The following is a 22,367-nucleotide window of genomic DNA, read 5'->3' as shown; positions in this document are numbered from 1 at the left end:
TCGCCCGGCTCGACCGGGCGATCCAGTATTCCAGAGCAGGCGCGGCTAGAACCGAGAAGCCGCAGCGTACTGGATCCCCCGCCTACGCGGGGGATGACAGCGACCTTGCGGCTAGATCAACCCGCCACCATCCGCCACGCGGCGCTGGTGGTAGTCGGTGTCGCCGAACGAGTTCTCGATCATGGTCAGGCGCTTGAAGTAGTGGCCGATCTTCGCCTCCATGGTCATGCCGATGCCGCCGTGGAGCTGGATCGCCTGCTGTCCGACGAACTTCAGCGATTTGCCGATCTGCACCTTGGCCGCGGCAACGGCGTTGCTGCGCTCCTTGGCGTCCTCGAAATCAGCAGCCATGGTCGCGAACATCGACATCGATCGCGCCTGCTCGGCGGCGACGAACATGTCGGAGGCGCGGTGCTGCAGCGACTGGAACGAGCCGATCGGCACGCCGAACTGCTTGCGCGTCTTGATGTACTCGACTGTTGTCTTCAGCGACTCGTCCATCAGGCCGACCGCTTCGGCGCAGAGCGCGATGCGAGCTTCGTCGACCACACGCTCGATCAGCGCGAGCGAATCATCGGGATTGCCGAGCACTGCATCGGCACCGATCTCGACGCCGGTGAAGGTGATGTCGGCGGCGTGCAGACCGTCCTGGGTCGGGTACGACTTCTTGGCGACGCCCTTGGCATCGGCCGGCACCAGGAACACGCCGATGCCGCTCTTGTCGCGGCGCTCGCCCCTGGTGCGCGCGGTCACGATCAGGGTATCTGCGTTCTCGCCGTTGAGCACGACGAACTTCTCGCCGTCGATGACCCAACCCTCGCCCTTCTTCTTCGCCGTCGTGGAGACGTCGAAGAGATCGTAGCGCGAGTTCTTCTCGAGCTGGGCAAAGGCGAGCGTCTTGCCGCCGTCGACGATGCCGGGCACATGCGCGGCCTTCTGCGCATCGCTGCCCGCGTGGCGCAGGAAGCCGCCGCCGATCACGACGGTTGCGAGATAAGGCTCGAGCACCAGCGCCTTGCCGAGCGCTTCCATCACGATCATGGTCTCGACGCCGCCGCCGCCGAAGCCGCCATCGGCCTCCGCGAAGGGCAGACCGAGCAGGCCCTGCTCGGCGAGCTTGCCCCAAACGGCTTTGCTCCAGCCGCCCTTCTCCTTCATGTACTTCTTGCGGCTCTCGAAATCGTAGGAATCGGTCAAGAGGCCGTCGATGCTTTCCTTGAGAAGCCGCTGCTCCTCGTTCAGATCAAAATCCATGTCTCTCTCCAAATCGGCGGGATTGCCCTGCCGTCGCCTCACCCTCAAATGTCATCCCCGCGAATGCGGGGATCCAGTAAACGCAAGCGTCTGTGGGACTCTCGACCGCCGCGGCGTACCGGGTCCCCCGCCTTCGCGGGGGACGACAGCGTCCTGTATTCAATCGATCACAGTCCCAGCACCGCCTTGGCGATGATGTTGCGCTGGATCTCGTTGGAGCCGCCGTAGATTGAGACCTTGCGGTTGTTGAAGTAGCTCGGCGCGATCTGGGCGGTCCAGTCCATGGCTTCGTTCGAGCCGTCGTCGCCGTGCACGTCGTAAGGCGCGGCGAAGGGGCCGATCACTTCCATCAACAGTTCGGTGGTGGTCTGCTGGATCTCGGAGCCCTTGATCTTCAGCACTGACGACGCCGGATTGGGCTTGCCCTTGCCGTGCTTGCCTTCATCGGCGACGACGCGGAGCTGCGTCAGCTCGAGCGCCTTGAGCTCGATCTCGCAGGCCGCGAGCTTGTCGCGGAAGGCCGCGTCCTGGATGATCGGCTTGCCGCCGGATTCGACCTTACCGGCGAGATCGCGGATGCGGCGGAGCCGCTCCTTGGAGACGCCGACCCGGGCGATGCCGGTGCGCTCATTGCCGAGCAGGAATTTCGCGTAGTCCCAGCCCTTGTTCTCCTCGCCGATCAGGTTCTCGTAGGGCACTTCGACGTCGTCGAAGAAGACCTCGTTGACCTCGACGCCACCGTCGATGGTCTGGATCGGGCGCACCGTCACGCCCTTGGACTTCATCGAGAACACGATAAAGGAAATGCCCATCTGCTTCTTGGCGCTGGGATCGGTGCGGCAGAGGCAGAAGATCATGTCGGCGTGCTGGGCGAGCGTGGTCCAGGTCTTCTGGCCGTTAATGATCCACTTGTCGCCCTTGCGCTCGGCCTTGGTCTTGAGCGAGGCGAGGTCGGAGCCGGAGCCGGGCTCGGAGAAACCCTGGCACCACCAATCGTCGACATTGGCGATGCGGGGCAGATACTGCTTCTTCTGCTGTTCATTGCCGAAGGTATAGATGACAGGACCGACCATGCTGACGCCGAAGGCGAGCGGCTGCGGCGCCGGATAGGACTGCAACTCCTCGTTGAAGATATAGTGCTGCACGGAGGTCCAGCCGGTGCCGCCATATTGCTTCGGCCAGTGGCTGACGCCCCAGCCCTTCTTGTTGAGGATGCGCCACCACGTGACCATCTCGTCCTTCGAGAGGTGGCGGCCCTCGACCAGCTTGCGCCGCGTATCCGGCGGCACGTTGTCGCGGAAGAATGACCGCACTTCCTCGCGAAACGCCTGCTCTTCTTTCGTGAATGCGAGATCCATCGGATCCTCCTGTCCAGCTTCTCATCGTCGTCCCGGCGAAGGCCGGAACCCATAACCACAAGTCTTCATTGTCTTCCACAGGTCAACATCGCCTGTGCCCCAAACTCCGGCTGCGGAGTATGGGTCCCGGCTTTCGCCGGAACGACGGCTATTGCAACACCTCGAACACTCCCGGGGCCCTCATCACGACGTACCCGATCTCGATCATGAGCGACCTCCTGATGCGAGTTGGGCGGATTGTGATGGTTTCTGCTGCTGGCGCAACTCATGGCGCGACAGCTTTCCGACCGGCGTGCGCGGCAGATCGTCGACGAATTCGACCTCCGCCGGCAATTCGTGCCTGCCGAGCTTGCCGGCGAGCTGCGCGCGCAGCTCGTCGAGCGAGAACGGCTTTGCGCCGGGCCTGAGCTTGATGAAGGCCTTTGCGGCCTCGCCGCGATACGAGTCGGGAATGCCGAGCACGATCACCTCGTGCACGCCTGGTATGGTGTAGATCGCCTGCTCGATCATTTGCGGATAAACGTTGAAGCCGCCGGAGATGATCATGTCCTTCTTGCGGTCGACCAGGAAGAAATAGCCGTCGCTATCGACATAGCCGATGTCGCCGGTGACGAAGCGGCCGTCGACGAAGGCCTCCGCGGATCCCTCGGGCTTGTTCCAGTAGCCCCTGGTGACGTTCGGGCCTTTGACGCGGATCTCGCCGACCTCGCCCGGCGGCAATACGCGTGTCGGATCGTCCAGTGCGACGACGTCGAGCTCGATGCCGGGCAGCATCAGGCCGATCGAGCCCGGCTTGTCGGGACCAACCGGCGGGTGGCCGGTGCCGGGCGAGCAGGTCTCGGTCATGCCCCAGCCGCTCTTGAGTTTCTTACCGACCTTGCGCTCGAAGAAACTCGCGATCTCCACCGGCAGCGGCGCGCCGCCGGAGCCGATGGCGTTGAGCGAGGAGAAGTCGCGCTTATCGAGATCGGGGAGCGCTGCAATCGCGATCCACATCGTCGGCACGCCCGGGAAATAGGTCGCCCGCTTGACCTCGATGTCGCGCATCACGGCCTCGACATCGAAGCGCTGATGCAGCGAGATCAGATAGCCGCGGCGGAGCGAGCACAGCAGCACGAGGCTCAGCGCATAGATGTGGAACAACGGCAGCACGCCGATTACGCGCTCGACCACGTCGCCACGCGCGGCTCGGGACGGCTTGCCCCACATGTCGAAGATCGACACCGCCGAGGTGAGGTTGCCGTGCGTCAGCATGGCGCCTTTGGGCAGGCCGGTGGTGCCGCCGGTATATTGCAGCAGCGCGACGTCGTCGGTCGTCACAGATGGCCACTGCGCCGGCGCGGTCGCGCCCTCGACGAAGGCCTCGAAGGTGACGATGCGAGGATCATCGGGGATCGGTGCCTGCGGCGTGCCGACCTTGCCCCAACTGTCGTCCTCGCAGACGAGCAGGCGGTCGATCAGGCCCTTCTCCAGGAGTTTCAGCGCGGTCGGCAGCAGCGCCGCGAGGTTGGTGGTCACGAGCAGGCGCGAACCGGAATCGGTGACCTTGTGCGTCAGCGCGATCTCGCCGTCGAGCGGTGAGAGATGCGCGACCCCGGCGCCGGCCTTCAGCGCGCCGAAGAAGTTGACGGGATGGTCCGGCGTATTGCCGAGGAACAGCGCGACCGAACTGTTCTTGCCGTAGCCGGCGCGCAGGAAGGCGGCGGCTGCGCGCTCGGCCATCGCGGCGAGCTCGGTGTAGCTGATCGGACGATCGCGAAACTCGAGCGCGGTGCGCGCACCGTAGTCGGCGGCGGCTTTCGACAGCAGGTCAGGGAGCGTGCCCTGGACGATGGCGTCGTCCCAACGCACGCCCTCGGGATAAAACTGTTCGCCGGGATGGGTCATTAACGGTTCTTACTCTGCAAACGTGAGGCCGGCACGGACAGACGGGCTCCCTCCCCCCTTGTGGGGAAGGGTTGGGGAAAGGGGGTACCACGAACTCGGACCCCGCCCGGGGCTACCCCCCTCCCTGACCCTCCCCCACAAGGGGGGAGGGAACGGAGAGAGCCTTGCCCTGGCAAAGGTGTTCGCAGTCACCGAGCCCAATCCAATCACGCCGCTTTCGAGCCCGCCGCGAGCGAAGCGAAGGTCTTGCCTTCGGCCGCAAGCTTCTTCAGCAGCGGCGCGGGCTCGAGGCTGGGGTCGTTGGTCTCCTTGGCGTAGAAAGAGAGACGATCGGCGATGTGCTTGAGGCCGACGGTGTCGGCCCAGAACATCGGGCCGCCGCGGTAGATCGGCCAGCCATAGCCATAGAGCCAGACCACGTCGATGTCGGACGGGCGCGCGGCGATGCCTTCCTCCAGGATCTTCGCGCCCTCGTTGATCATCGGATACATCATGCGCTCGAGGATCTCGTCGTCACTGACGACGCGCTTCTTGCGGCCCATGCGCAGCAGCGTCTCATCGATCAGCTTCTCGACTTCGGGATCCGGCAGCGCCGAACGGGAGCCGGCTTCGTATTTGTAATAGCCCTTGCCGGTCTTCTGGCCGAAGCGCCCGGCTTCGCAGAGCGCATCCGCGATCTCCGACTTGATGCCGCGGTCCTTGCGCGAGCGCCAGCCGATGTCGAGGCCGGCGAGGTCACCCATCGCGAACGGCCCCATCGGCATGCCGAACTTCGTCACGACGGCGTCGACCTGCTGCGGCAGCGCGCCTTCGAACAGCAGCTTCTCCGACTGCTTGCCGCGCTGGGCCAGCATGCGGTTGCCGACAAAGCCGTCGCAGACACCGACCACGGCCGGCACCTTTGCGATTTTGCGCGCGATCGAGACCGCGGTCACAAGGGCATCCGGCGCGGTCTTGTCGGCGCGCACGATCTCGCACAATTTCATGACGTTGGCGGGCGAGAAGAAGTGCATGCCGAGCACGTCCTGCGGACGCTTGGTCGACTTCGCGATCTCGTCGATGTTCAGATACGAGGTGTTGGAGGCGAGCACGGCGCCAGGCTTGACGTACTGGTCGAGCTTGCCGAACACCTCTTTCTTGACCGCCATGGTCTCGAACACGGCCTCGATCACCAGGTCAGCATCACCGACGTTCTCGATGCCGACGACGCCGTTGATCAGCGCCATGCGCTTGGCGGGCGCATCCGCCGGGATGCCACCACGCGCTGCGGTCGCTTCCCAGTTCTTCTGCATGATGCCCATGCCGCGCTTGAGCTGCTCCTCGCCGGTCTCGATCAGGGTGACGGGAACGCCGGCATTGGCAAAGGACATCGCGATGCCGCCGCCCATCGTGCCGGCGCCGAGGATGGCGACGCGGTTCACGGGCCGCGGCTTGGTCCCCTCGGGAACGCCGGCGATCTTGCTGGCCTCGCGCTCGGCGAAGAAGGCATAACGCTGCGCCTTGGACTGATCGCTGGCGACGAGCTTCAGGAAACCTTCGCGCTCCTTCTTGAGGCCCTCGTCGAACGGCAGGTCGATGGCGTAGCCGACGGCGTCGGCCGCCGCGAACGGCGCTTCCAGGCCGCGCGCCTTCTTGGTCATAGCGGCGACCGCGTTGGTGAAGATCGAGCGGTCGGCCTTGGCCGCCGCGATCTTGGAGTCTTCGTCGCGCAGACGGCGCAGCGGACGCTTTTCAGCCAGCAGCTTTCGTACGAAGGCTTCGCCTCCGGCGGCCGGGCCCTCGACGATCTCCTCGATCAGGCCATTCTTCAGCGCTTCCGCCGCACCGATCGGATCACCGCCGACGATCATCTTGACCGCGAGCTCCGGTCCGACTGCGCGCGGCAGGCGCTGGGTGCCGCCGGCACCCGGCAACAGGCCGAGCTTCACCTCGGGCAGGCCGAGCTTGGCTTCCTTCACCGCGACGCGGAAATGACAGGCGAGCGCGACCTCGAGGCCGCCGCCAAGCGCGGTGCCGTGGATCGCGGCGACGACCGGCTTCGGTGAATTCTCGATCTCGGAAAGCACGTCGTTGAGGGCGGGCGGCTTCGGCGGCTTGCCGAATTCGGTGATGTCGGCGCCCGCGATGAAGGTGCGACCGGCACAGGTCAGCACGATGCCCTTGATGGCAGGATCGGCGACCGCGGCCTTGATGCATTCCAGAATTCCGCCGCGAACCGCGGCGCTCAGCGCGTTGACCGGAGGGCTGTCGACCGTGACGATCCCGACTTCGTCATGACGCTCAAGCTTGACCACTTCGCTCACGGTGTCCCTCCTTGGTGGGGTAACTTTTGTTCAATTTCGCACTGCGGAATTTAATTCCGCATCTTGACGGCAGGGTTATTTTGAAGCACGTGGCTTGTCAACGACTCCGCGCAAGAAGCAGATCTGGGATGAAGCGTACAGGAAAGAAGACAGCGACCGATCGGAATTTCGTCGTCGCGCTTTCCCGCGGACTAGACGTATTGCGCGCATTCCAGCCCAGTGACGGACTTCTTGGCAATCAGGAAATCGCAGCCCGCACCAATTTGCCCAAGCCGACGGTTTCGCGGCTGACCTATACCTTGACCAAGCTCGGCTATCTGACGCCGGTTCCCCGCTTCGAGAAATATCAGCTCGCGCCCGCCGCGATGGCGCTCGGCTACGCCGCCTTGTCCAATCTCGGCGTTCGGCATTTGTCCGAACCGTTCCGCGAGGAAATGATGCGCGCGACCGGCGGAGCCGTTGCCGTCGGCGGCCGCGACCGTCACAGCATGATCTATTTCGGGCAAAGCCGCGGCAGCGAGACGGTCGGCGTTCAACTTGACGTCGGCTCCCGCGTGCCGATTGCAACCAGCGCGATGGGCCGCGCCTATTTCTGGGCGCTCGAGGAAAACGATCGGGCGGAACTGTCTCGTGTCTTGCGCGAACATTACGGCAGCCGCTGGCCCAAGATGCGCGACGGGCTGGAACGTTCCGGCGAAACGGTCGCGAAATACGGATTTGCGATTTCGGTCGGCGACTGGCACGACGACATCGGCGCCGCCGGCGTTGCACTCAGGCTCAACGACGGAACCGGTCCTTACGCATTCAATTGCGGCGCGCCGGCATTCCGCTTCACGGAAGAGCGTTTGATCAACGACATTGGACCGCGTCTGCTTGCGATGGTAAGGAACATCGAAGCGGCACTTGGGGGTCTGATGCCGCATTCCAAAAAAGACGTCAGCAAAAAGCTGAAATCAGGAGGGAAAGTTGCGCGTGTGGCCGAGGGGATCAGATAGCCTTTGTTGTCATCGAGAGCGGTTCACATCGCTCCTTCGCTCACCGAACAGAGTGGGCGAGACGAGATGACGCAGGCACAGCTCGCGCAGGGGACATCGCCCCTGCTCGCGGTTCGCGACGTCAGCGTCGTGTTCGGCGGCATCGTCGCGCTCAACGGCGTGTCCTTTGACATGCACAAGGGCCAGATCCTCGGCTTGATCGGCCCTAACGGCGCCGGCAAGACCACGCTCTTCAACTGCCTCTCGCGGCTCTACCAGCCGTCGTCCGGCGACATCCTGATGGAGGGCGCGAGCATCCTGACGCGTCCGCCGCACCGGATCGCGGAGATCGGCATCGGTCGCACCTTCCAGAACGTGGCGCTGTTTCCGAATTTGTCGGTGATGGACAACGTCCGTGTCGGCACCCATGCCCGCACCTCCAGCGACATCATCAGCGACTCGCTGCGTCTGGCCTGGGTTCGCCGCAGCGAGAGCGACGTCAACAAGAAGGTGCATGAGATCCTCGCCTATCTCGACCTCGAGGACGTCGCCCACACCGTCGTGTCGGGCCTGCCCTTCGGCACGCAGAAGCGCGTCGAGCTGGCCCGCGCGCTCGCTGCCGATCCGAAGATCCTGCTGCTCGACGAGCCCGCCGGCGGTCTCAACCACGAGGAAGTCTACGCGCTCGGCGATCTCATTCGCCGCATCCGCGACGAACGCCACATGACCGTGCTCCTGGTCGAGCATCACATGGGCCTCGTGATGTCGATCGCCGACCACGTCGTCGCACTGAATTTCGGCAAGAAGCTCGCGGAAGGCACGCCTGCCCAGGTGCAGGCGGATCCCGAAGTCATCAAGGCCTATCTCGGGAGCAAGGACCAATGACGACGCTGCTCAACGTCAAGGACCTGCGCGCCTATTACGGCCAAGTCCAGGCGCTCCACGGCCTGTCCTTCTCGCTCAGCGAGGGATCGCTGACCACGCTGCTGGGAGCCAACGGCGCCGGCAAGACCACCACGCTGCGCGCGATCTGCAACATGGTGCGCTCGACCGGCGGTATCGAGTTCGACGGCAAGCCGCTGAACAACCGCTCCACCGAAAGCATCGTGCGGTTCGGCATCGCCCATGTGCCGCAGGGCCGCGGCACCTTCACCACCATGACGGTCGAGGAAAACCTCCAGCTCGGCGCCATCACCCGCAAGGACAGCGCCGGCATCGTCTCCGACATCGAGCGCATGTATGCGCATTTCCCGGTGCTCAAGCAGCGCCATACCCAGCAGGCCGGCACGCTCTCGGGCGGCGAGCAGCAGATGCTCGCGGTCGCCCGCGCTCTGATGCTGCGGCCGCGGCTGATGCTGCTGGACGAGCCTTCGTTCGGCCTGGCGCCGCTGGTCGTGCGCGACCTGTTCGGCATCCTCGGCAAGATCAATCGCGAGGACAAGGTGTCGATCCTGGTGGTCGAGCAGAACGCCCAGCTCGCGCTCGAGCTCGCCGACCAGGCCTATGTGATCGAGACCGGGCGCATCGTGATGTCGGGCAACGCCAAGGACATCGCGAACAACGAAGAAATCCGCAAATCCTATCTGGGTTACTGAGGAGCCGGCACGATGGAGCTGTTCACCAACCAAGTGCTGGCCGGCATCGCCACGGGCGCGATCTACGCCTGCATGGCGCTCGCCGTGGTCATGATCTACCAGGCGATCGACCATCTCAACTTCGCGCAGGGCGAGATGGCGATGTTCTCGACCTTCATCTCCTGGCAGCTGATGCAATGGGGCATTCCCTATTGGGCCGCCTTCGTGATCACGCTGGCATTGTCCTTCGTCGGCGGCATCGCGATCGAGCGCATCCTGTTCAAGCCGCTCGCCAAGGCGCCGGTGCTGACCAACGTCGCCGGCTTCATCGCGCTGTTCGCGATCATCAACTCCTCGGCCGGCCTGATCTGGGACTTCACCATCAAGCAGTATCCGACCCCGTTCGGCTCCTCGCCGTTCCTCGGCAGTCAGCTGATCTCGACCCACCAGGCCGGCATGATCGGCGTCACGGTGCTGCTGTTGCTCGGCCTCTACTTCTTCTTTCAGTACACCAAGATCGGCCTCGCCATGCGCGCGGCCGCCTCCGTGCCTGAATCGGCCCGGCTGGTCGGCATCAACACCAGCTGGATGATCGCGCTGGGTTGGGGCATGGCGTCTGCCATCGGTGCGATCGCGGGCATGCTGATCGCACCGGTCGTGTTCCTCGAGCCCAATATGATGGGCGGCGTGCTGATCTACGGCTTCGCCGCCGCGGTGCTCGGCGGACTGACCAGCCCCTTCGGCGCCGTAGTCGGCGGCTTCCTGGTCGGTGTCTTCGAGAACCTCGCCGGCACCTACATTCCCGGCGTCGGCAACGAGCTGAAGCTTCCGATCGCGCTTGCGCTGATCATTTCCGTCCTGGTCGTCAAACCCGCTGGCCTGTTCGGCCGGCAAATCGTCAAGCGAGTTTGATCATGAGCGCTGCAGAAGACGTCGTCACGGAAGCCCCGGCCGTCGAGGCGGTTCCGAAGCGGGCGATGACGCTGGGCACGGGCACCTCCCTGTTGGTGCTGGCGGTGCTGTTGGTCGTGCCGGTTTTCGTCAAGAACTTCATCATCTTCCAGATGACGATGCTCCTGATCTACGGGCTCGCGGTGCTGGCCTTGAACATCCTGACGGGCGGCTCCGGCCAGTTCTCGCTCGGCCAGAGCGCCTTCTACGCCGTGGGCGCTTATACGTCGGCGGTGCTGATGGAGTACTTCAACGTCAACTATGCGCTGACAATTCCGATTTCCGCCGCGGTCTGCTTCGCATTCGGCTACCTGTTCGGCAAGCCGGCGCTGCGGCTATCGGGCGTCTATCTCGCGCTCGCGACCTTTGCGCTTGCCACCGCGATGCCGCAGCTGCTGAAGCTGAACTTCCTCGAGCACTGGACCGGCGGCGTGCAGGGCCTCGTCGTCACCAAGCCCGACGCGCCGTTCGGGCTGCCGATGTCGCAGGACACGTGGCTCTACTACTTCTCGCTCGCCGTCGTGCTCGCGATCTACATCTTCTCGGTAAACCTGCTGCGCTCCCGCTCGGGCCGCGCCTTCATGGCGATCCGCGACAACGAGATCGCGGCCTCCTCGATGGGCGTCAACGTCGCACTGTACAAGACGCTGGCCTTCGGCGTGTCCGCCGGCATCACCGGCGTTGCCGGCTCGCTCGGCGCCATCGCGGTGCAGTTCGTCGCGCCCGACAGCTACACGATCACGCTCGCGATCTCGCTGTTCCTCGGCATGGTCGTCGGTGGCGTCGGCTGGCTGCCCGGCTCGTTCGTCGGCGCAGCCTTCATCATCTTCGTGCCGAACATGGCGGAGGGCATCTCCAAGGGCCTCTCCGGCGCCGTATTCGGCGTACTCCTGTTCGCCGTCATCTACCTCGTGCCGCACGGCGCGAGGCAGATCGCGATCATGGGCCAGCAACTCGTCGGCCGGCTCAGAAAGAACTGACAACCCGTTGATTAAGCCAAGGAGACCCGAATTGTTTTTTGAAAGAACACTGCGAACCGCTGCGCTGGTAACGGCAACGGCGGTCATCACTCTCACCTCCGGCGCCGCATTCGCCCAGAAAAAATATGACACCGGCGCGTCCGATACCGAGATCAAGATCGGCAACATCATGCCGTATAGCGGTCCGGCCTCGGCCTATGGCATCATCGGCAAGACCGAAGAAGCCTATTTCAAGATGATCAACGACAAGGGCGGCATCAACGGCCGCAAGATCAACTTCGTCACGTATGACGACGGCTATTCGCCGCCGAAGGCCGTCGAGCAGGTCCGCAAGCTGGTCGAGAGCGACGAAGTGATCGTCGTGTTCAACCCGCTCGGCACGCCCTCGAACAGCGCGATCCAGAAGTATTTGAACGCCAAGAAGATCCCGCAGCTGTTCGTCGCCACCGGCGCCACCAAGTGGAACGACCCGAAGAACTTCCCCTGGACCATGGGCTGGCAGCCCTCGTACCAGAGCGAAGCGCAGATCTACGCGAAATGGCTGCTGAAGGAGAAGCCGGACGCCAAGATCGCGATCCTCTATCAGAACGACGATTTCGGCAAAGACTACCTCAAGGGCACCAAGGACGGCCTGGGCGCCAAGGGCGCGTCCATGATCATCATGGAAGAGAGCTACGAGGTGTCGGAGCCCTCGATCGACGGTCACATCGTCAAGATCAAGGCGGCCAATCCCGACGTCCTGCTGATCTACGCGACGCCGAAGTTCGCGGCCCAGACCATCAAGAAGACCGCCGAGCTGAGCTGGAAGCCGCTGCAGATCCTCACCAACGTGTCGATCTCGGTCGGCAGCGTGATGAAGCCGGCCGGCTTCGAGGCCTCGCAGGGCGTGCTGTCGGCGGCCTATGCCAAGGACTCCACGGACCCGCAGTGGGCCAACGATCCCGGCATGAAGAAGTGGAACGAGTTCGTCGACAAGTACATGCCGGGTGCCGACAAGTCCGACACCAGCATGGTCTATGGCTACGGCGCGGCGTCGACGCTGGCCAAGGTCCTGGAAATGTGCGGCGACGACCTGACCCGGGCCAACATCATGAAGCAGGCGGCCTCGTTGAAGGATTTCGCACCGGATACCCTGCTGCCCGGCGTCAAGATCAACACCGGCCCCACCGACTTCGCCCCGATCGCCCAGCTCCAGATGCAGCGCTTCAAAGGCGAGAAGTGGGAACTCTTCGGCGAGATCATCAGCGGCGACATCGCCACCGAGTGACGCTCTGACGCAATAGTCTAAGACCAAGAGAAGCCCCCGCGAACGATCGCGGGGGCTTTTTGTTGACGTCCCGCATCAATCTTGTTCAATGCGGCGGCGATCCGTTCCGGGTGGAGAAAGATGACTGCCGTTCGATTTCAGGTTGCGGGCGTTTTGGCCGCATTCGCGTTGTGCACTGCGATGAGCGGCCCGGCCCTGGCGCAGAAGAAATACGACAGTGGCGCTTCCGATACCGAGATCAAGATCGGCAACATCATGCCCTATAGCGGCCCGGCCTCCGCCTATGCGGCGATCGGCAAGGCCGAGGAAGCCTATTTCAACAAGGTCAATGCCGAGGGCGGCATCGGCGGCCGCAAGATCAAGTTCATCTCCTATGACGACGGCTATTCGCCGCCGAAGACGGTGGAGCAGGCCCGCAAGCTGGTCGAGAGCGACGGGGTGCTGCTGATCTTCGGGTCGCTCGGCACCTCCACCAACGGCGCCATTCGCAAATACATGAACGAGAAGAAGGTGCCGCAATTGTTCGTGGCGAGCGGCGCTTCGAAGTGGAACGATCCGAAGCAATATCCCTGGACCATGGGCTGGCAGCCGAGCTACGCCAGCGAGGCGCGCATCTACGCCAAGTACATCATGAAGGAGAAGCCGGACGGCAAGATCGGCGTGCTCTACCAGAACGACGATTTCGGCAAGGACTATCTCAAGGGACTGAAGGACGGCCTTGGGCCCAAGGCCTCGATGATCGTGCTGGAAGACAGCTACGACACGTCGGAGCCGGCGATCGACGAGCACGTCGTGAAATTGAAGGCCTCCGGCGCCGACATCTTCGTCAGCATCACCACGCCGAAATTTGCCGCACAGGCTATCAAGAAGGCGGCCGAGATCAACTGGCATCCGGTCCACATCATCTCCAACGTCTCGGCCTCGGTCGGCGGCGTGCTGGAGCCGGCGGGGCTCGAGATCTCGCAAGGGATCCTGTCGGCGAGCTACACCAAGGACGGCTCCGACCCGCAATGGAATGCCGACGACGGCATGAAGAAGTTCTACAACTTCCTCGCCAAATACGATCCCAAGGCCAACAAGCTCGATGCCGGCGTGGTGTTCGGCTATGCCGCCGCGCAGACCATGGTGAAGGTGCTGCAAATGTGCGGCGACGACCTCACCCGCGACAACGTCATGAAGCAGGCGGCTAGCCTGAAGGATTTCGAGCCCGACACCCTGTTGCCCGGCATCAAGATCAACACCGCGGCCGATAATTTCGCCCCGATCGAGCAGCTCCAGATGATGCGGTTCAAGGGCAAGAAGTGGGAGCTGTTCGGGGACGTGATCTCGAGCGCGACGAGTCACTAGAATTTCGCAATTCAAGATAGCTTCTGCTGCACTCGGCAACTCAGAGCAACTGATCAACGGCGCGCAAAATCTCACGTGCCGGAATATTCCGCACCGCTTCAAATAGATTGCGCGTCCTGCGACAGTTCTGCAGGGCGTTTTTCTTGCTGGCGGCGACGGATGGGTATTGAATGGACGGCAGAGCGACGCAACGATCGCTCCCAATCAAGAACAATCGACACATTCAAACCTCTTCTAGGGAGATCAAGATGCCTGCAATGCATGTGCGGTTGGGGGCCTTCTCGGCCGCCCTCCTGCTGGCTGCCACCTTGTCCACGGCAGCATCGGCACAGAAGAAATACGACACCGGCGCATCCGATACCGAAATCAGGATCGGCAACATCATGCCCTACAGCGGACCGGCCTCCGCCTACGGCGTGATCGGCAAGACTGAGGAAGCCTTTTTCCGGAAAATCAACGCGGAAGGCGGCATCAACGGCCGCAAGATCAACTACGTTACCTATGACGATGCCTATTCGCCGCCGAAGACCGTGGAGCAGGCGCGCAAGCTGGTCGAGAGCGACGAAGTGCTGATGGTCTTCAACTCGCTCGGCACGCCGCCGAACTCGGCGATCCAGAAATATCTCAATCAGAAGAAGGTGCCGCAGCTGTTCGTCGCGACCGGCGCCACCAAGTGGAACGATCCGCAGAATTTTCCCTGGACGATGGGCTGGCAGCCGAACTACCAGAGCGAGACCGTCATCTACGCGAAGTACATCCTGAAGAACAAGCCGGACGCCAAGATCGCGGTGCTCTATCAGAACGACGATTACGGCAAGGACTATCTGAAGGGCTTCAAGGACGGGCTCGGCGCCAAGGCGGCGTCGCTGATCGTCATCGAGGACAGCTATGAGGTCTCCGAGCCGACCATCGACTCGCATATCGTGAAGCTGAGAGCCTCCGGCGCCGACGTCTTCATGAACATCACGACGCCGAAATTCGCCGCGCAGGCGATCAAGAAGAACGCCGAGATCGGCTGGAAGCCGCTGCACTTTCTCAACAACGTCTCGGCCTCCATCGGCAGCGTGATCAAGCCGGCCGGCTTTGAGAACGCGCAGGAGATCATCTCGTCGCAATACTTCATGGATCCGACCGACGCCCAATGGAAGAACGACCCGGCGATGATCGCCTGGAACCAGTTTCTGGATAAGTACTATCCCGAAGCGAACCGCGCCGACGCTTCGGTGATGTATGCCTACATCGTGAGCCAGGGCCTCGTGCACGTACTCAAGGCCTGCGGTGACGATCTGACCCGCGAGAACGTCATGAAGCAGGCCGCCAGCATCAAGGACTACGAGCCGGCCGGCCTGCTGCCGGGCATCAAGGTCAACACCTCGGCGACCGATTTCGCGCCGCTCTCGCAGCTGCAACTGATCCGGTTCAAGGACGAGCACTGGGAGCGGTTTGGTGAAATTTTGAGCGGCGACGTCGGCGGCTGACCTTAACCGATTAACCAAAGACGTAGCCCCTGCGGTTCCGGCCGCGGGGGCTTTTCCTTGAAGCTTCCGCGCAAATCGTATTGAATTGCGGCTGCGTCACCAAGAACAGGCAACACAAGAAAAGGGACGCGCACACACCAAGAAAATAGGGAGATAGGAATGCCCGCTGTCACCGGCAAACTTGCGGCCGCGTCACTCGCGCTCGCGCTCATTGCGGCCTCGGCCTCCACTGCATCGGCTCAGAAGAAATACGATACCGGCGCGACCGATACCGAGATCAAGATCGGCAACATCATGCCCTATAGCGGACCGGCCTCCGCCTACGGCATCATCGGGCGGACCGAAGCCGCCTATTTCAAGAAGATCAACGACGAAGGCGGCATCAACGGCCGCAAGATCAACTACATCAGCTACGACGACGCCTACTCGCCGCCGAAGACGGTGGAGCAGGCGCGCAAGCTGGTCGAGAGCGACGAGGTGCTGTTCATCTTCAACTCGCTCGGCACGCCGCCAAACTCGGCGATCCACAAATACATGAATTCGAAGAAGGTGCCGCAGCTCTTCGTCGCGACCGGCGCCACCAAGTGGAACGATCCGCAGAACTTCCCCTGGACCATGGGGTGGCAGCCCAACTACCAGAGCGAGACGCAGATCTACGCGAAGTGGCTCTTGAAGAACAAGCCAGACGCCAAGATCGCCGTGCTCTATCAGAACGACGATTACGGCAAGGATTATCTCAAGGGCCTGAAGGACGGCCTCGGCGCCAAGGCCGCGTCGATGATCATCATGGAGGAGAGCTATGAGACCTCCGAGCCGACCATCGACAACCACATCGTCAAGCTGAAGTCGACCGGCGCCGACGTCTTCATGAACATCACGACGCCGAAATTCGCGGCGCAGGCGATCAAGAAGAATGCCGAGATCGGCTGGAAGCCGCTGCACTTCCTCAACAACGTCTCGGCCTCGGTCGGCAGCGTGCTCAAGCCCGCCGGGTTCGAGAACTCGCAGGACATCATCTCCGCCGACTATCTGAAGGACATTTCGGACTCGCAGTGGAACAGCGATCCCGGCATGAAGGACTTCGTCGCGTTCATGAACAAGTACTTTCCAGACGGCGACAAGCTCGACCACGGCACCATCGTCGGCTACGGCGTGGCGCAGACCCTGGTCCAGGTCCTCAAGCAGTGCGGCGACGATCTCACACGCGCGAACGTCATGAAGCAAGCCGCCAGCCTGAAGAACTTCCGCACCGAGGTGCTGCTGCCGGGCGTGCAGATCAACACGTCCCCAACCGACTTCGCGCCGATCAGCCAGCTCCAGCTCGAGAAGTTCAAGGGCGACAAGTGGGAGCTGTTCGGTGACGTGATCAGCGCCGACGTCGGCGGCTAACCGCCTGATACCCACGACGATGAAAACCCCCTGCGCTAATCCGCGGGGGGTTTTTGCTTGCGCCGCGATTATGATCACGCGATTGCACAATCGAATGACGGAAAAGGCGGCTTACGCTTTGGCGCATGATGCGATAGGGAGGAGAACGGCGATTTCGTCGCCATCGCTTCGCTCTGCCCGAGACTCTGCCGAAGGCCTTTCGTCATGACCGACCGACGTCCCCTACTCCGCGCGCTCTACGACGCCGCCGTTGCCGCCGCTCATCCGAGCACGATTCTGGCACGGCACCTGCGCCCCGCGCCAAGGGGACGCGTGATCTGCCTCGCTGCCGGCAAGGGCGCGGCCGCGATGGCCGCGGCTGCGGAGCGGCACTATCTCGACACGCTCGGGCTCGCACCGGAGCACCTCGTCGGCATCGCCACCACGCGCCACGGCTACGGCGTGCCGACCCGCCGTATCCGCGTGGTCGAGGCCGGTCATCCGGTGCCTGACGAAGCCGGCCTGAAGGGTGCGGCCGACACGCTCGCGCTCGCAGCCGAGGCCGGGCCGGACGATTTGCTCTTGGTGCTGCTCACCGGCGGCGGCTCGGCGAACTGGATCGCGCCGGTGGACGGCATCAGCTTCGCGCAGAAGCAGGCGGTCAACAAGGCGCTGCTCCGCTCCGGCGCGCCGATCGGCGAGATGAACGTCGTGCGCAAGCACCTGTCGCGGATCAAGGGCGGACGGCTGGCGCGCGCAGGCAAAAATGCCGCCGAGATCGTGACGCTCGCGATCTCCGACGTGCCGCATGACGATCCCTCCGCGATCGCCTCGGGTCCGACCGTGCCCGATCCGACCACGCTCAATGATGCGCGCGCCATCGTCGCCAGGTACAAGCTCGACATCGACGATGCCGTCCGCCGCGCGCTGGACGACCCGGCGAACGAGAGCTGCAAGCCGGGAGACGCCGCGTTCGCGCGCGCGCATTTCGAATTGATCGCACGTCCGAAGCAATCGCTCGACGCTGCGGTGAGGCTCGCGCATGAGGCCGGTTACGAGACGATCGATCTCGGCGCCGACCTCGAAGGCGAGGCCCGCGACGTTGCCGCCGATCACGCCAGGCTGGCGCTTCAGGCCCGCGCGCAGGGCAAGCGCGTCGCGATCCTCTCCGGCGGCGAGCTCACGGTCACCGTGCGCGGCAATGGCCGCGGCGGCCCGAACCAGGAATATGCGCTGGCGCTCGCCGGCCTCTTGAAGGACACGCCAGACATCTCCGCGCTCGCCGGCGACACCGACGGCGCCGATGGTGGTGCCGGCAATCCCACCGACCCCGCCGGTGCGCTGATCGATGCGACGACGTTCGCGAAGATGGCGGCGCAGGGGCTGCAGCCGCAGGCCTATCTCGACAACAACGACGCGACGACGTTCTTCGAGACGACGGGCGACCTGCTGCTGCCGGGTCCCACGCTGACCAATGTGAACGACATCAGGGTGATCCTGGTCGACTGACGCGGCGGCATCGCGCCCCGCCGGCGCCGCGCGCGGTTCGGCGGGATGGCATGGTTAACGATCTCTGAATTCTCGCCGGCGCCCCTCTCTTCCAGGGGGCGCCGTCGCCGCCCTTAACCTCGCGTTCGCCGCAGTTTCAGGAACATGTCCCGAAATTGGGCGAATGATTGGGCTGATTCACCACCGCCTGCTCTAATCGCGTCGTCCCGGGGGCAACGCGCATGGCGGAGAGTGATCAGGAGGTCGCAGGCATTGATCCGCTCGTGCTCGGCGAGCTGCTCAAGTGCGCCGCCAATAATCTTTGGCTCGGGATCATCCTGTTCGGCAGTGACCGCAGGGTCATTTTCTGCAATCCGCGCTACCGCGAGATGTACGCGCTCTCGCCCGAGCAGGTGCATCCGGGCACGCCGATCAAGGACCTGATCCAGCATCGGCTCGAACTGGGCCTGAACATTCGCGGAGAAGCCGGCGCCTATGTCCGCGCCCGGACCGAGGGTTCGGTCGTCAGCGAGCAGACGGTCCAGCAGTTCGCCGACGGACGAATCATCGCCTACACCATCCATCCCCTGCCCGACGGCGGCGGCATGGCGACCCACGAGGACATTACCGAGCGCGAAGAACTCAGTCGGCGGCTGCACGAACGCAATTTTCAGTTCGACATCGCGATCAACAACATGTCGCAGGGACTTTGCTTCTTCAGCGCCGACCATCGGCTGCTGGTCTGCAACATGCACTATATCGAAATGTACGGCCTGCCGCCCGACCGCGTTCGTCCGGGCACGCCGCTCCAGGAGATCCTCGACCTGCGCTTCGAAGCCGGCAGCGTGCCGGCCATGACGCGCGAGGAATACGCCACATGGCGGACCGATGTCGCCACGTCGGCCGAGGCCATGGACAGCATCGTCGAGATGCGGAACGGGCGAACCTTCAAGATCAGGCACCGGCCGATGCCCGATCTCGGATGGGTCGCGACCCACGAAGACATCACCGAGCAGCGCAAGGCGGAATTGCAGATCGCGCATATGGCGCACCACGACGCGCTGACGGACCTCGCCAATCGCGCCCTGCTCGGTCAGCGCCTCAAGCAGGCGCTCGAACAGGGCGGGATGTTCGCGATCCACCACATCGATCTCGACAAGTTCAAGGCCGTCAACGACACCCTGGGCCACCAGGCCGGCGACATCCTGCTGCAGGATGTCAGCCGCCGCCTCAAGCAGCTCGCGCGCGACAGCGATACGATCGCGCGCATGGGTGGCGACGAATTCGTCATCCTCCAGTCGCCGATTTCCGATTCGAGCGAAGCGGACCTGCTGGCGCGCGATGCGGTCAGCAGGCTGAGTGCCCCGTTCGGGCTCGACGGACACCAGGCTATTGTGGGCGCGAGCATCGGAATCGCGATTGCGCCCGGCGACGGCTCGACGCCCGAACAACTCCTGCACAATGCCGATCTGGCACTGTATCGCGCCAAAAGCGACGGCCGCGGCATGCACTGCTTCTTCGAACCGGCCATGGGCGAAGCGGCGCAAAGCCGTCGCGCGCTGGAGCAAGACCTGCGCAACGGCCTTGCCGCCGGCGAGTTCGAACTGCACTACCAGCCGGTCGTGAAGACCGACGGCGGCGAGATCAGCGGCTTCGAAGCCTTGATCCGCTGGCGACATCCGGGGCGCGGACTGGTCGCGCCGAACAGCTTTATCCCGCTTGCGGAAGAGATCGGCCTGATCGTGCCGATCGGCGAATGGGTGATCCGGCAGGCCTGTGCCACTGCAAGCCGGTGGCCGGACCATCTGCACGTCGCCGTCAATATCTCGGCGGTGCAATTCCGTCAGCCTGGCCTGACCGAGGTGATCGTCGGCGCACTGGCGGCCTCCGGCCTCGATCCGCGGCGGCTGGAGATCGAAATCACGGAAAGCGTTTTGCTGCAGGACAGGAACGGGACGCTGACGACGCTGCACCAGCTCCGCGCGCTGGGCATCAAGGTCGCCATGGACGATTTCGGCACCGGCTATTCGTCACTGACCTATCTGCAATGCTTCCCCTTCGACAAGATCAAGATCGACCGCTCCTTCGTCAGCGGCGTGGAAAACAATGCCGCATCCCTCAGCATCGTGCGAGCGGTGGCCGCGTTGGCCCGAGGGATGGGCATGACCACGACGGCGGAGGGCGTGGAGACCGAGGAGCAACGGGACCGGATCGCAGCGGAGGGCTGCACGGAAATGCAGGGCTATCTGTTCAGCCCGCCCTTGCCCGCCCTGGAAATCGAGCGCCGCTTCCTGTCCGCGAAAACACCTGCCATGCCCGACCGGTTCGCTGCGGCGTAACCGCCAACGCGCCCGCGATTCCGTTTTGATTCCCGGTCGCCGGGGCAAGCAACCGTCAAAACTCGTTGGCGATCTTCGACAGCATCCCGAGCAGGGCTTCGCGGTTGGACGGCCCGAGCACCTCGTTCAGCCGGGCCTCGTGCTTGGTGGCGACGAGCTTCTTGGCGCGGGCCAGCACGGCCTTGCCCTTGTCGGTCAGCACGAGGATGTGCGAGCGGCGGTCGTTGGTGGAGCGGATCCGCGCACAAAGGTCGCGGCTCTCGAGATTGTCGAGCATCGCCACGAAGTTCGGGCGCAGGATGCCGAGGGTGGAGGCAATCTCGGTCTGGTTACGGCCGGGGTTTTTCTCGACCAGCAGCAGCACGGAGAACTGCGCCGGCGTGAGCTGGAGCGAGGCCACGCAGCGCAGGAAGTTCTCGAACACCTTGAGCTGTGCCCGCTTCAGGACATAGCCGAGCTGCTCCGAGAGCTCGCCGAGCTGGAGGGCTTCGCCAGGCCCCTCGGCCGCGTCCTTGCGGCTCTTGGCGGTCTCGGCGGGTTTTTCAGAGGACTTTTCAGCGCTTTTGGAAACGGTCATCGCCTCATGCTCGCAATCCCGTTAAGTTCGGGAGGATCGTTCGCCACCCTTGATGTTATATTTGATAATTGTTATGGACCATATCAAATATCGTCAGCGCTGTTCAATGGCTGTGAGCGGACCGTCCACCACAATCAGGGGACCGGTCCTGAATCTTTGAGGGGGAGCGTCCGGTCTTGAATACCACCATCATGCTGTTCCTGCTGCAGGACGGCATCACCAATGGCGCGATTTATGCGCTGCTCGGCCTGGCGCTGGTGCTGGTGTTCGCCGTCACCCGCGTCATCCTCATTCCACAAGGCGAATTCGTCACCTATGGCGCGCTGACCTACGCCTCGCTGGCCGCGGGCCAGATGCCGGGCACGGCGAAACTCGCGCTCGCCCTCGGCATCGGCGCCTTCGCGTTCGACCTGTTCGCGGCGCGCAAGGCGCTGCACGGGCGCCTGGTGCTGCGCAGCGCCCTCACCAATATCGTGCTGCCGGCCATCGTGCTGGCGCTGACCGTCTACTATGCCGCCCAGAAACCGCCGGTTGCGCTGTGCATCGCGCTGTCGCTGGTGATCGTGGCGATGATCGGCCTGTTTCTCTACCGCATCGCATTCCAGCCGCTGGCGCACACCTCGGTGCTGGTGCTGCTGATCGCCTCGGTGGGCGTCCACCTCGCGCTTCAGGGTTTGGGCCTTTTGTTCTTCGGCGCCGAAGGCCAGCGCGGACCTGCCGTGCTGTCCGGATCTTTCACCACCGGCGCGCTGCGCTTCACCGGCCAGAGCATCACGGTCTACGGCATCACCATCGCCTTCATCGTCGGGCTGTGGCTGTTCTTCGGGCTGACGCTCTACGGCAAGGCGCTGCGCGCGACCGCCGTGAACCGGCTGGGTGCCCGGCTCGTCGGCATCCGCACCACGCTATCCGGGCAGATCGCCTTCCTGCTGGCGTCCGTCATCGGCGCACTGTCGGGCATCATGATCGTGCCGATCACGACGCTGTATTACGACTCGGGCTTCCTGATCGGCCTGAAGGGCTTTGTCGCCGCCATCATCGGCGGGCTTGTCAGCTATCCCCTCACCGCGGTCGCGGCGCTGGTCGTCGGCATCGTCGAGGCGTTCTCGTCCTTCTATGCCTCCAACTACAAGGAGGTGATCGTTTTCATGCTCTTGATTCCCGTGCTGCTGCTGCGCTCGCTCGCGGCGCCTGCGGTCGAGGAAGAAAAGGACTGACGCCA

General features: G+C 63.6%; 17 protein-coding genes. 12 read left to right on the top strand and 5 right to left on the bottom strand.

The window, feature by feature from the left end:
• Positions 1 to 111: 111 nt before the first annotated feature.
• The 4 genes from pimD to BRA1417_RS0108120 all read right to left on the bottom strand — a co-directional run bounded on the left by pimD (position 112) and on the right by BRA1417_RS0108120 (position 6,802).
• A complete protein-coding gene (gene pimD, locus BRA1417_RS0108135; protein WP_027515412.1) occupies positions 112 to 1,254 on the bottom strand; it encodes a pimeloyl-CoA dehydrogenase small subunit in 1,143 nt (380 codons plus the stop codon).
• 167 nt (positions 1,255 to 1,421) lie between these two features.
• The gene (gene pimC / locus BRA1417_RS0108130; protein WP_027515411.1) at positions 1,422 to 2,612 is read right to left on the bottom strand and encodes a pimeloyl-CoA dehydrogenase large subunit; all 1,191 of its coding nucleotides are present in this window, start codon (positions 2,610 to 2,612) and stop codon (positions 1,422 to 1,424) included.
• Between the two features lie 204 nt (positions 2,613 to 2,816).
• On the bottom strand, positions 2,817 to 4,499 hold the full coding sequence (gene pimA / locus BRA1417_RS0108125) for a dicarboxylate--CoA ligase PimA (RefSeq protein ID WP_027515410.1): 1,683 nt from the start codon (positions 4,497 to 4,499) through the stop codon (positions 2,817 to 2,819).
• Between the two features lie 206 nt (positions 4,500 to 4,705).
• On the bottom strand, positions 4,706 to 6,802 hold the full coding sequence (locus BRA1417_RS0108120; RefSeq protein ID WP_027515409.1) for a 3-hydroxyacyl-CoA dehydrogenase NAD-binding domain-containing protein: 2,097 nt from the start codon (positions 6,800 to 6,802) through the stop codon (positions 4,706 to 4,708).
• A gap of 128 nt (positions 6,803 to 6,930) precedes the next feature.
• Here BRA1417_RS0108120 and BRA1417_RS0108115 point away from each other — a divergent pair, with 128 nt between their 5' ends.
• From BRA1417_RS0108115 to BRA1417_RS0108065, 11 genes are all read left to right on the top strand, one after another.
• The gene (locus tag BRA1417_RS0108115) at positions 6,931 to 7,797 is read left to right on the top strand and encodes an IclR family transcriptional regulator (RefSeq protein WP_007599713.1); all 867 of its coding nucleotides are present in this window, start codon (positions 6,931 to 6,933) and stop codon (positions 7,795 to 7,797) included.
• Positions 7,798 to 7,863: 66 nt separating this feature from the next.
• Complete coding sequence (locus tag BRA1417_RS0108110; RefSeq protein WP_027515408.1) at positions 7,864 to 8,661, top strand: ABC transporter ATP-binding protein; 798 nt, start codon at positions 7,864 to 7,866, stop codon at positions 8,659 to 8,661.
• On the top strand, positions 8,658 to 9,371 hold the full coding sequence (locus tag BRA1417_RS0108105; RefSeq protein ID WP_007599709.1) for an ABC transporter ATP-binding protein: 714 nt from the start codon (positions 8,658 to 8,660) through the stop codon (positions 9,369 to 9,371). The genes BRA1417_RS0108110 and BRA1417_RS0108105 overlap by 4 nt, the downstream gene beginning before the upstream one ends.
• A 12-nt stretch (positions 9,372 to 9,383) precedes the next feature.
• Entirely contained in the window at positions 9,384 to 10,262 is an 879-nt protein-coding gene (locus BRA1417_RS0108100; RefSeq protein ID WP_007599708.1) for a branched-chain amino acid ABC transporter permease, read from the top strand.
• Between the two features lie 2 nt (positions 10,263 to 10,264).
• Positions 10,265 to 11,281, top strand: coding sequence for a branched-chain amino acid ABC transporter permease (locus BRA1417_RS0108095; RefSeq protein ID WP_027515407.1), 1,017 nt, complete (start codon positions 10,265 to 10,267; stop codon positions 11,279 to 11,281).
• Positions 11,282 to 11,312: 31 nt separating this feature from the next.
• Complete coding sequence (locus BRA1417_RS0108090; RefSeq protein ID WP_007599706.1) at positions 11,313 to 12,548, top strand: ABC transporter substrate-binding protein; 1,236 nt, start codon at positions 11,313 to 11,315, stop codon at positions 12,546 to 12,548.
• A 120-nt stretch (positions 12,549 to 12,668) separates the two neighbouring features.
• Positions 12,669 to 13,895, top strand: coding sequence for an ABC transporter substrate-binding protein (locus BRA1417_RS0108085; protein WP_027515406.1), 1,227 nt, complete (start codon positions 12,669 to 12,671; stop codon positions 13,893 to 13,895).
• A gap of 248 nt (positions 13,896 to 14,143) precedes the next feature.
• The gene (locus BRA1417_RS0108080) at positions 14,144 to 15,373 is read left to right on the top strand and encodes an ABC transporter substrate-binding protein (RefSeq protein WP_027515405.1); all 1,230 of its coding nucleotides are present in this window, start codon (positions 14,144 to 14,146) and stop codon (positions 15,371 to 15,373) included.
• 159 nt (positions 15,374 to 15,532) lie between these two features.
• Entirely contained in the window at positions 15,533 to 16,762 is a 1,230-nt protein-coding gene (locus BRA1417_RS0108075; RefSeq protein ID WP_027515404.1) for an ABC transporter substrate-binding protein, read from the top strand.
• Between the two features lie 204 nt (positions 16,763 to 16,966).
• A complete protein-coding gene (locus BRA1417_RS0108070) occupies positions 16,967 to 18,250 on the top strand; it encodes a glycerate kinase (protein WP_027515403.1) in 1,284 nt (427 codons plus the stop codon).
• Positions 18,251 to 18,471: 221 nt separating this feature from the next.
• Positions 18,472 to 20,568, top strand: a complete 2,097-nt coding sequence (locus BRA1417_RS0108065) for a bifunctional diguanylate cyclase/phosphodiesterase (RefSeq protein WP_027515402.1) — start codon at positions 18,472 to 18,474, stop codon at positions 20,566 to 20,568.
• 55 nt (positions 20,569 to 20,623) lie between these two features.
• Here the strand turns inward: BRA1417_RS0108065 and BRA1417_RS0108060 are convergent, their stop codons facing one another.
• A complete protein-coding gene (locus BRA1417_RS0108060) occupies positions 20,624 to 21,145 on the bottom strand; it encodes a MarR family winged helix-turn-helix transcriptional regulator (RefSeq protein ID WP_027515401.1) in 522 nt (173 codons plus the stop codon).
• Positions 21,146 to 21,321: 176 nt separating this feature from the next.
• Between BRA1417_RS0108060 and BRA1417_RS0108055 the strand changes: the two genes are divergently transcribed.
• On the top strand, positions 21,322 to 22,362 hold the full coding sequence (locus BRA1417_RS0108055) for a branched-chain amino acid ABC transporter permease (protein ID WP_027515400.1): 1,041 nt from the start codon (positions 21,322 to 21,324) through the stop codon (positions 22,360 to 22,362).
• The last annotated feature ends 5 nt before the right edge of the window (positions 22,363 to 22,367 follow it).

The organism is Bradyrhizobium sp. WSM1417 (assembly GCF_000515415.1).
Taxonomy (GTDB): Bacteria; Pseudomonadota; Alphaproteobacteria; order Rhizobiales; family Xanthobacteraceae; genus Bradyrhizobium.
The sequence above is the reverse complement of the archived record's forward strand: the minus strand, read 5'-3'. Positions and strand labels throughout refer to the sequence as shown.

Coding starts and splice junctions, on each gene's coding strand:
- BRA1417_RS0108070 (WP_027515403.1), top strand. CDS start 16,967: ATGACCGACCGACGTCCCCTACTCCGCGCGCTCTACGACGCCGCCGTT.
- pimA (WP_027515410.1), bottom strand. CDS start 4,499: ATGACCCATCCCGGCGAACAGTTTTATCCCGAGGGCGTGCGTTGGGAC.
- BRA1417_RS0108100 (WP_007599708.1), top strand. CDS start 9,384: ATGGAGCTGTTCACCAACCAAGTGCTGGCCGGCATCGCCACGGGCGCG.
- BRA1417_RS0108095 (WP_027515407.1), top strand. CDS start 10,265: ATGAGCGCTGCAGAAGACGTCGTCACGGAAGCCCCGGCCGTCGAGGCG.
- BRA1417_RS0108115 (WP_007599713.1), top strand. CDS start 6,931: ATGAAGCGTACAGGAAAGAAGACAGCGACCGATCGGAATTTCGTCGTC.
- BRA1417_RS0108075 (WP_027515404.1), top strand. CDS start 15,533: ATGCCCGCTGTCACCGGCAAACTTGCGGCCGCGTCACTCGCGCTCGCG.
- BRA1417_RS0108080 (WP_027515405.1), top strand. CDS start 14,144: ATGCCTGCAATGCATGTGCGGTTGGGGGCCTTCTCGGCCGCCCTCCTG.
- BRA1417_RS0108060 (WP_027515401.1), bottom strand. CDS start 21,145: ATGACCGTTTCCAAAAGCGCTGAAAAGTCCTCTGAAAAACCCGCCGAG.
- pimC (WP_027515411.1), bottom strand. CDS start 2,612: ATGGATCTCGCATTCACGAAAGAAGAGCAGGCGTTTCGCGAGGAAGTG.
- pimD (WP_027515412.1), bottom strand. CDS start 1,254: ATGGATTTTGATCTGAACGAGGAGCAGCGGCTTCTCAAGGAAAGCATC.
- BRA1417_RS0108065 (WP_027515402.1), top strand. CDS start 18,472: ATGGCGGAGAGTGATCAGGAGGTCGCAGGCATTGATCCGCTCGTGCTC.
- BRA1417_RS0108110 (WP_027515408.1), top strand. CDS start 7,864: ATGACGCAGGCACAGCTCGCGCAGGGGACATCGCCCCTGCTCGCGGTT.
- BRA1417_RS0108105 (WP_007599709.1), top strand. CDS start 8,658: ATGACGACGCTGCTCAACGTCAAGGACCTGCGCGCCTATTACGGCCAA.
- BRA1417_RS0108085 (WP_027515406.1), top strand. CDS start 12,669: ATGACTGCCGTTCGATTTCAGGTTGCGGGCGTTTTGGCCGCATTCGCG.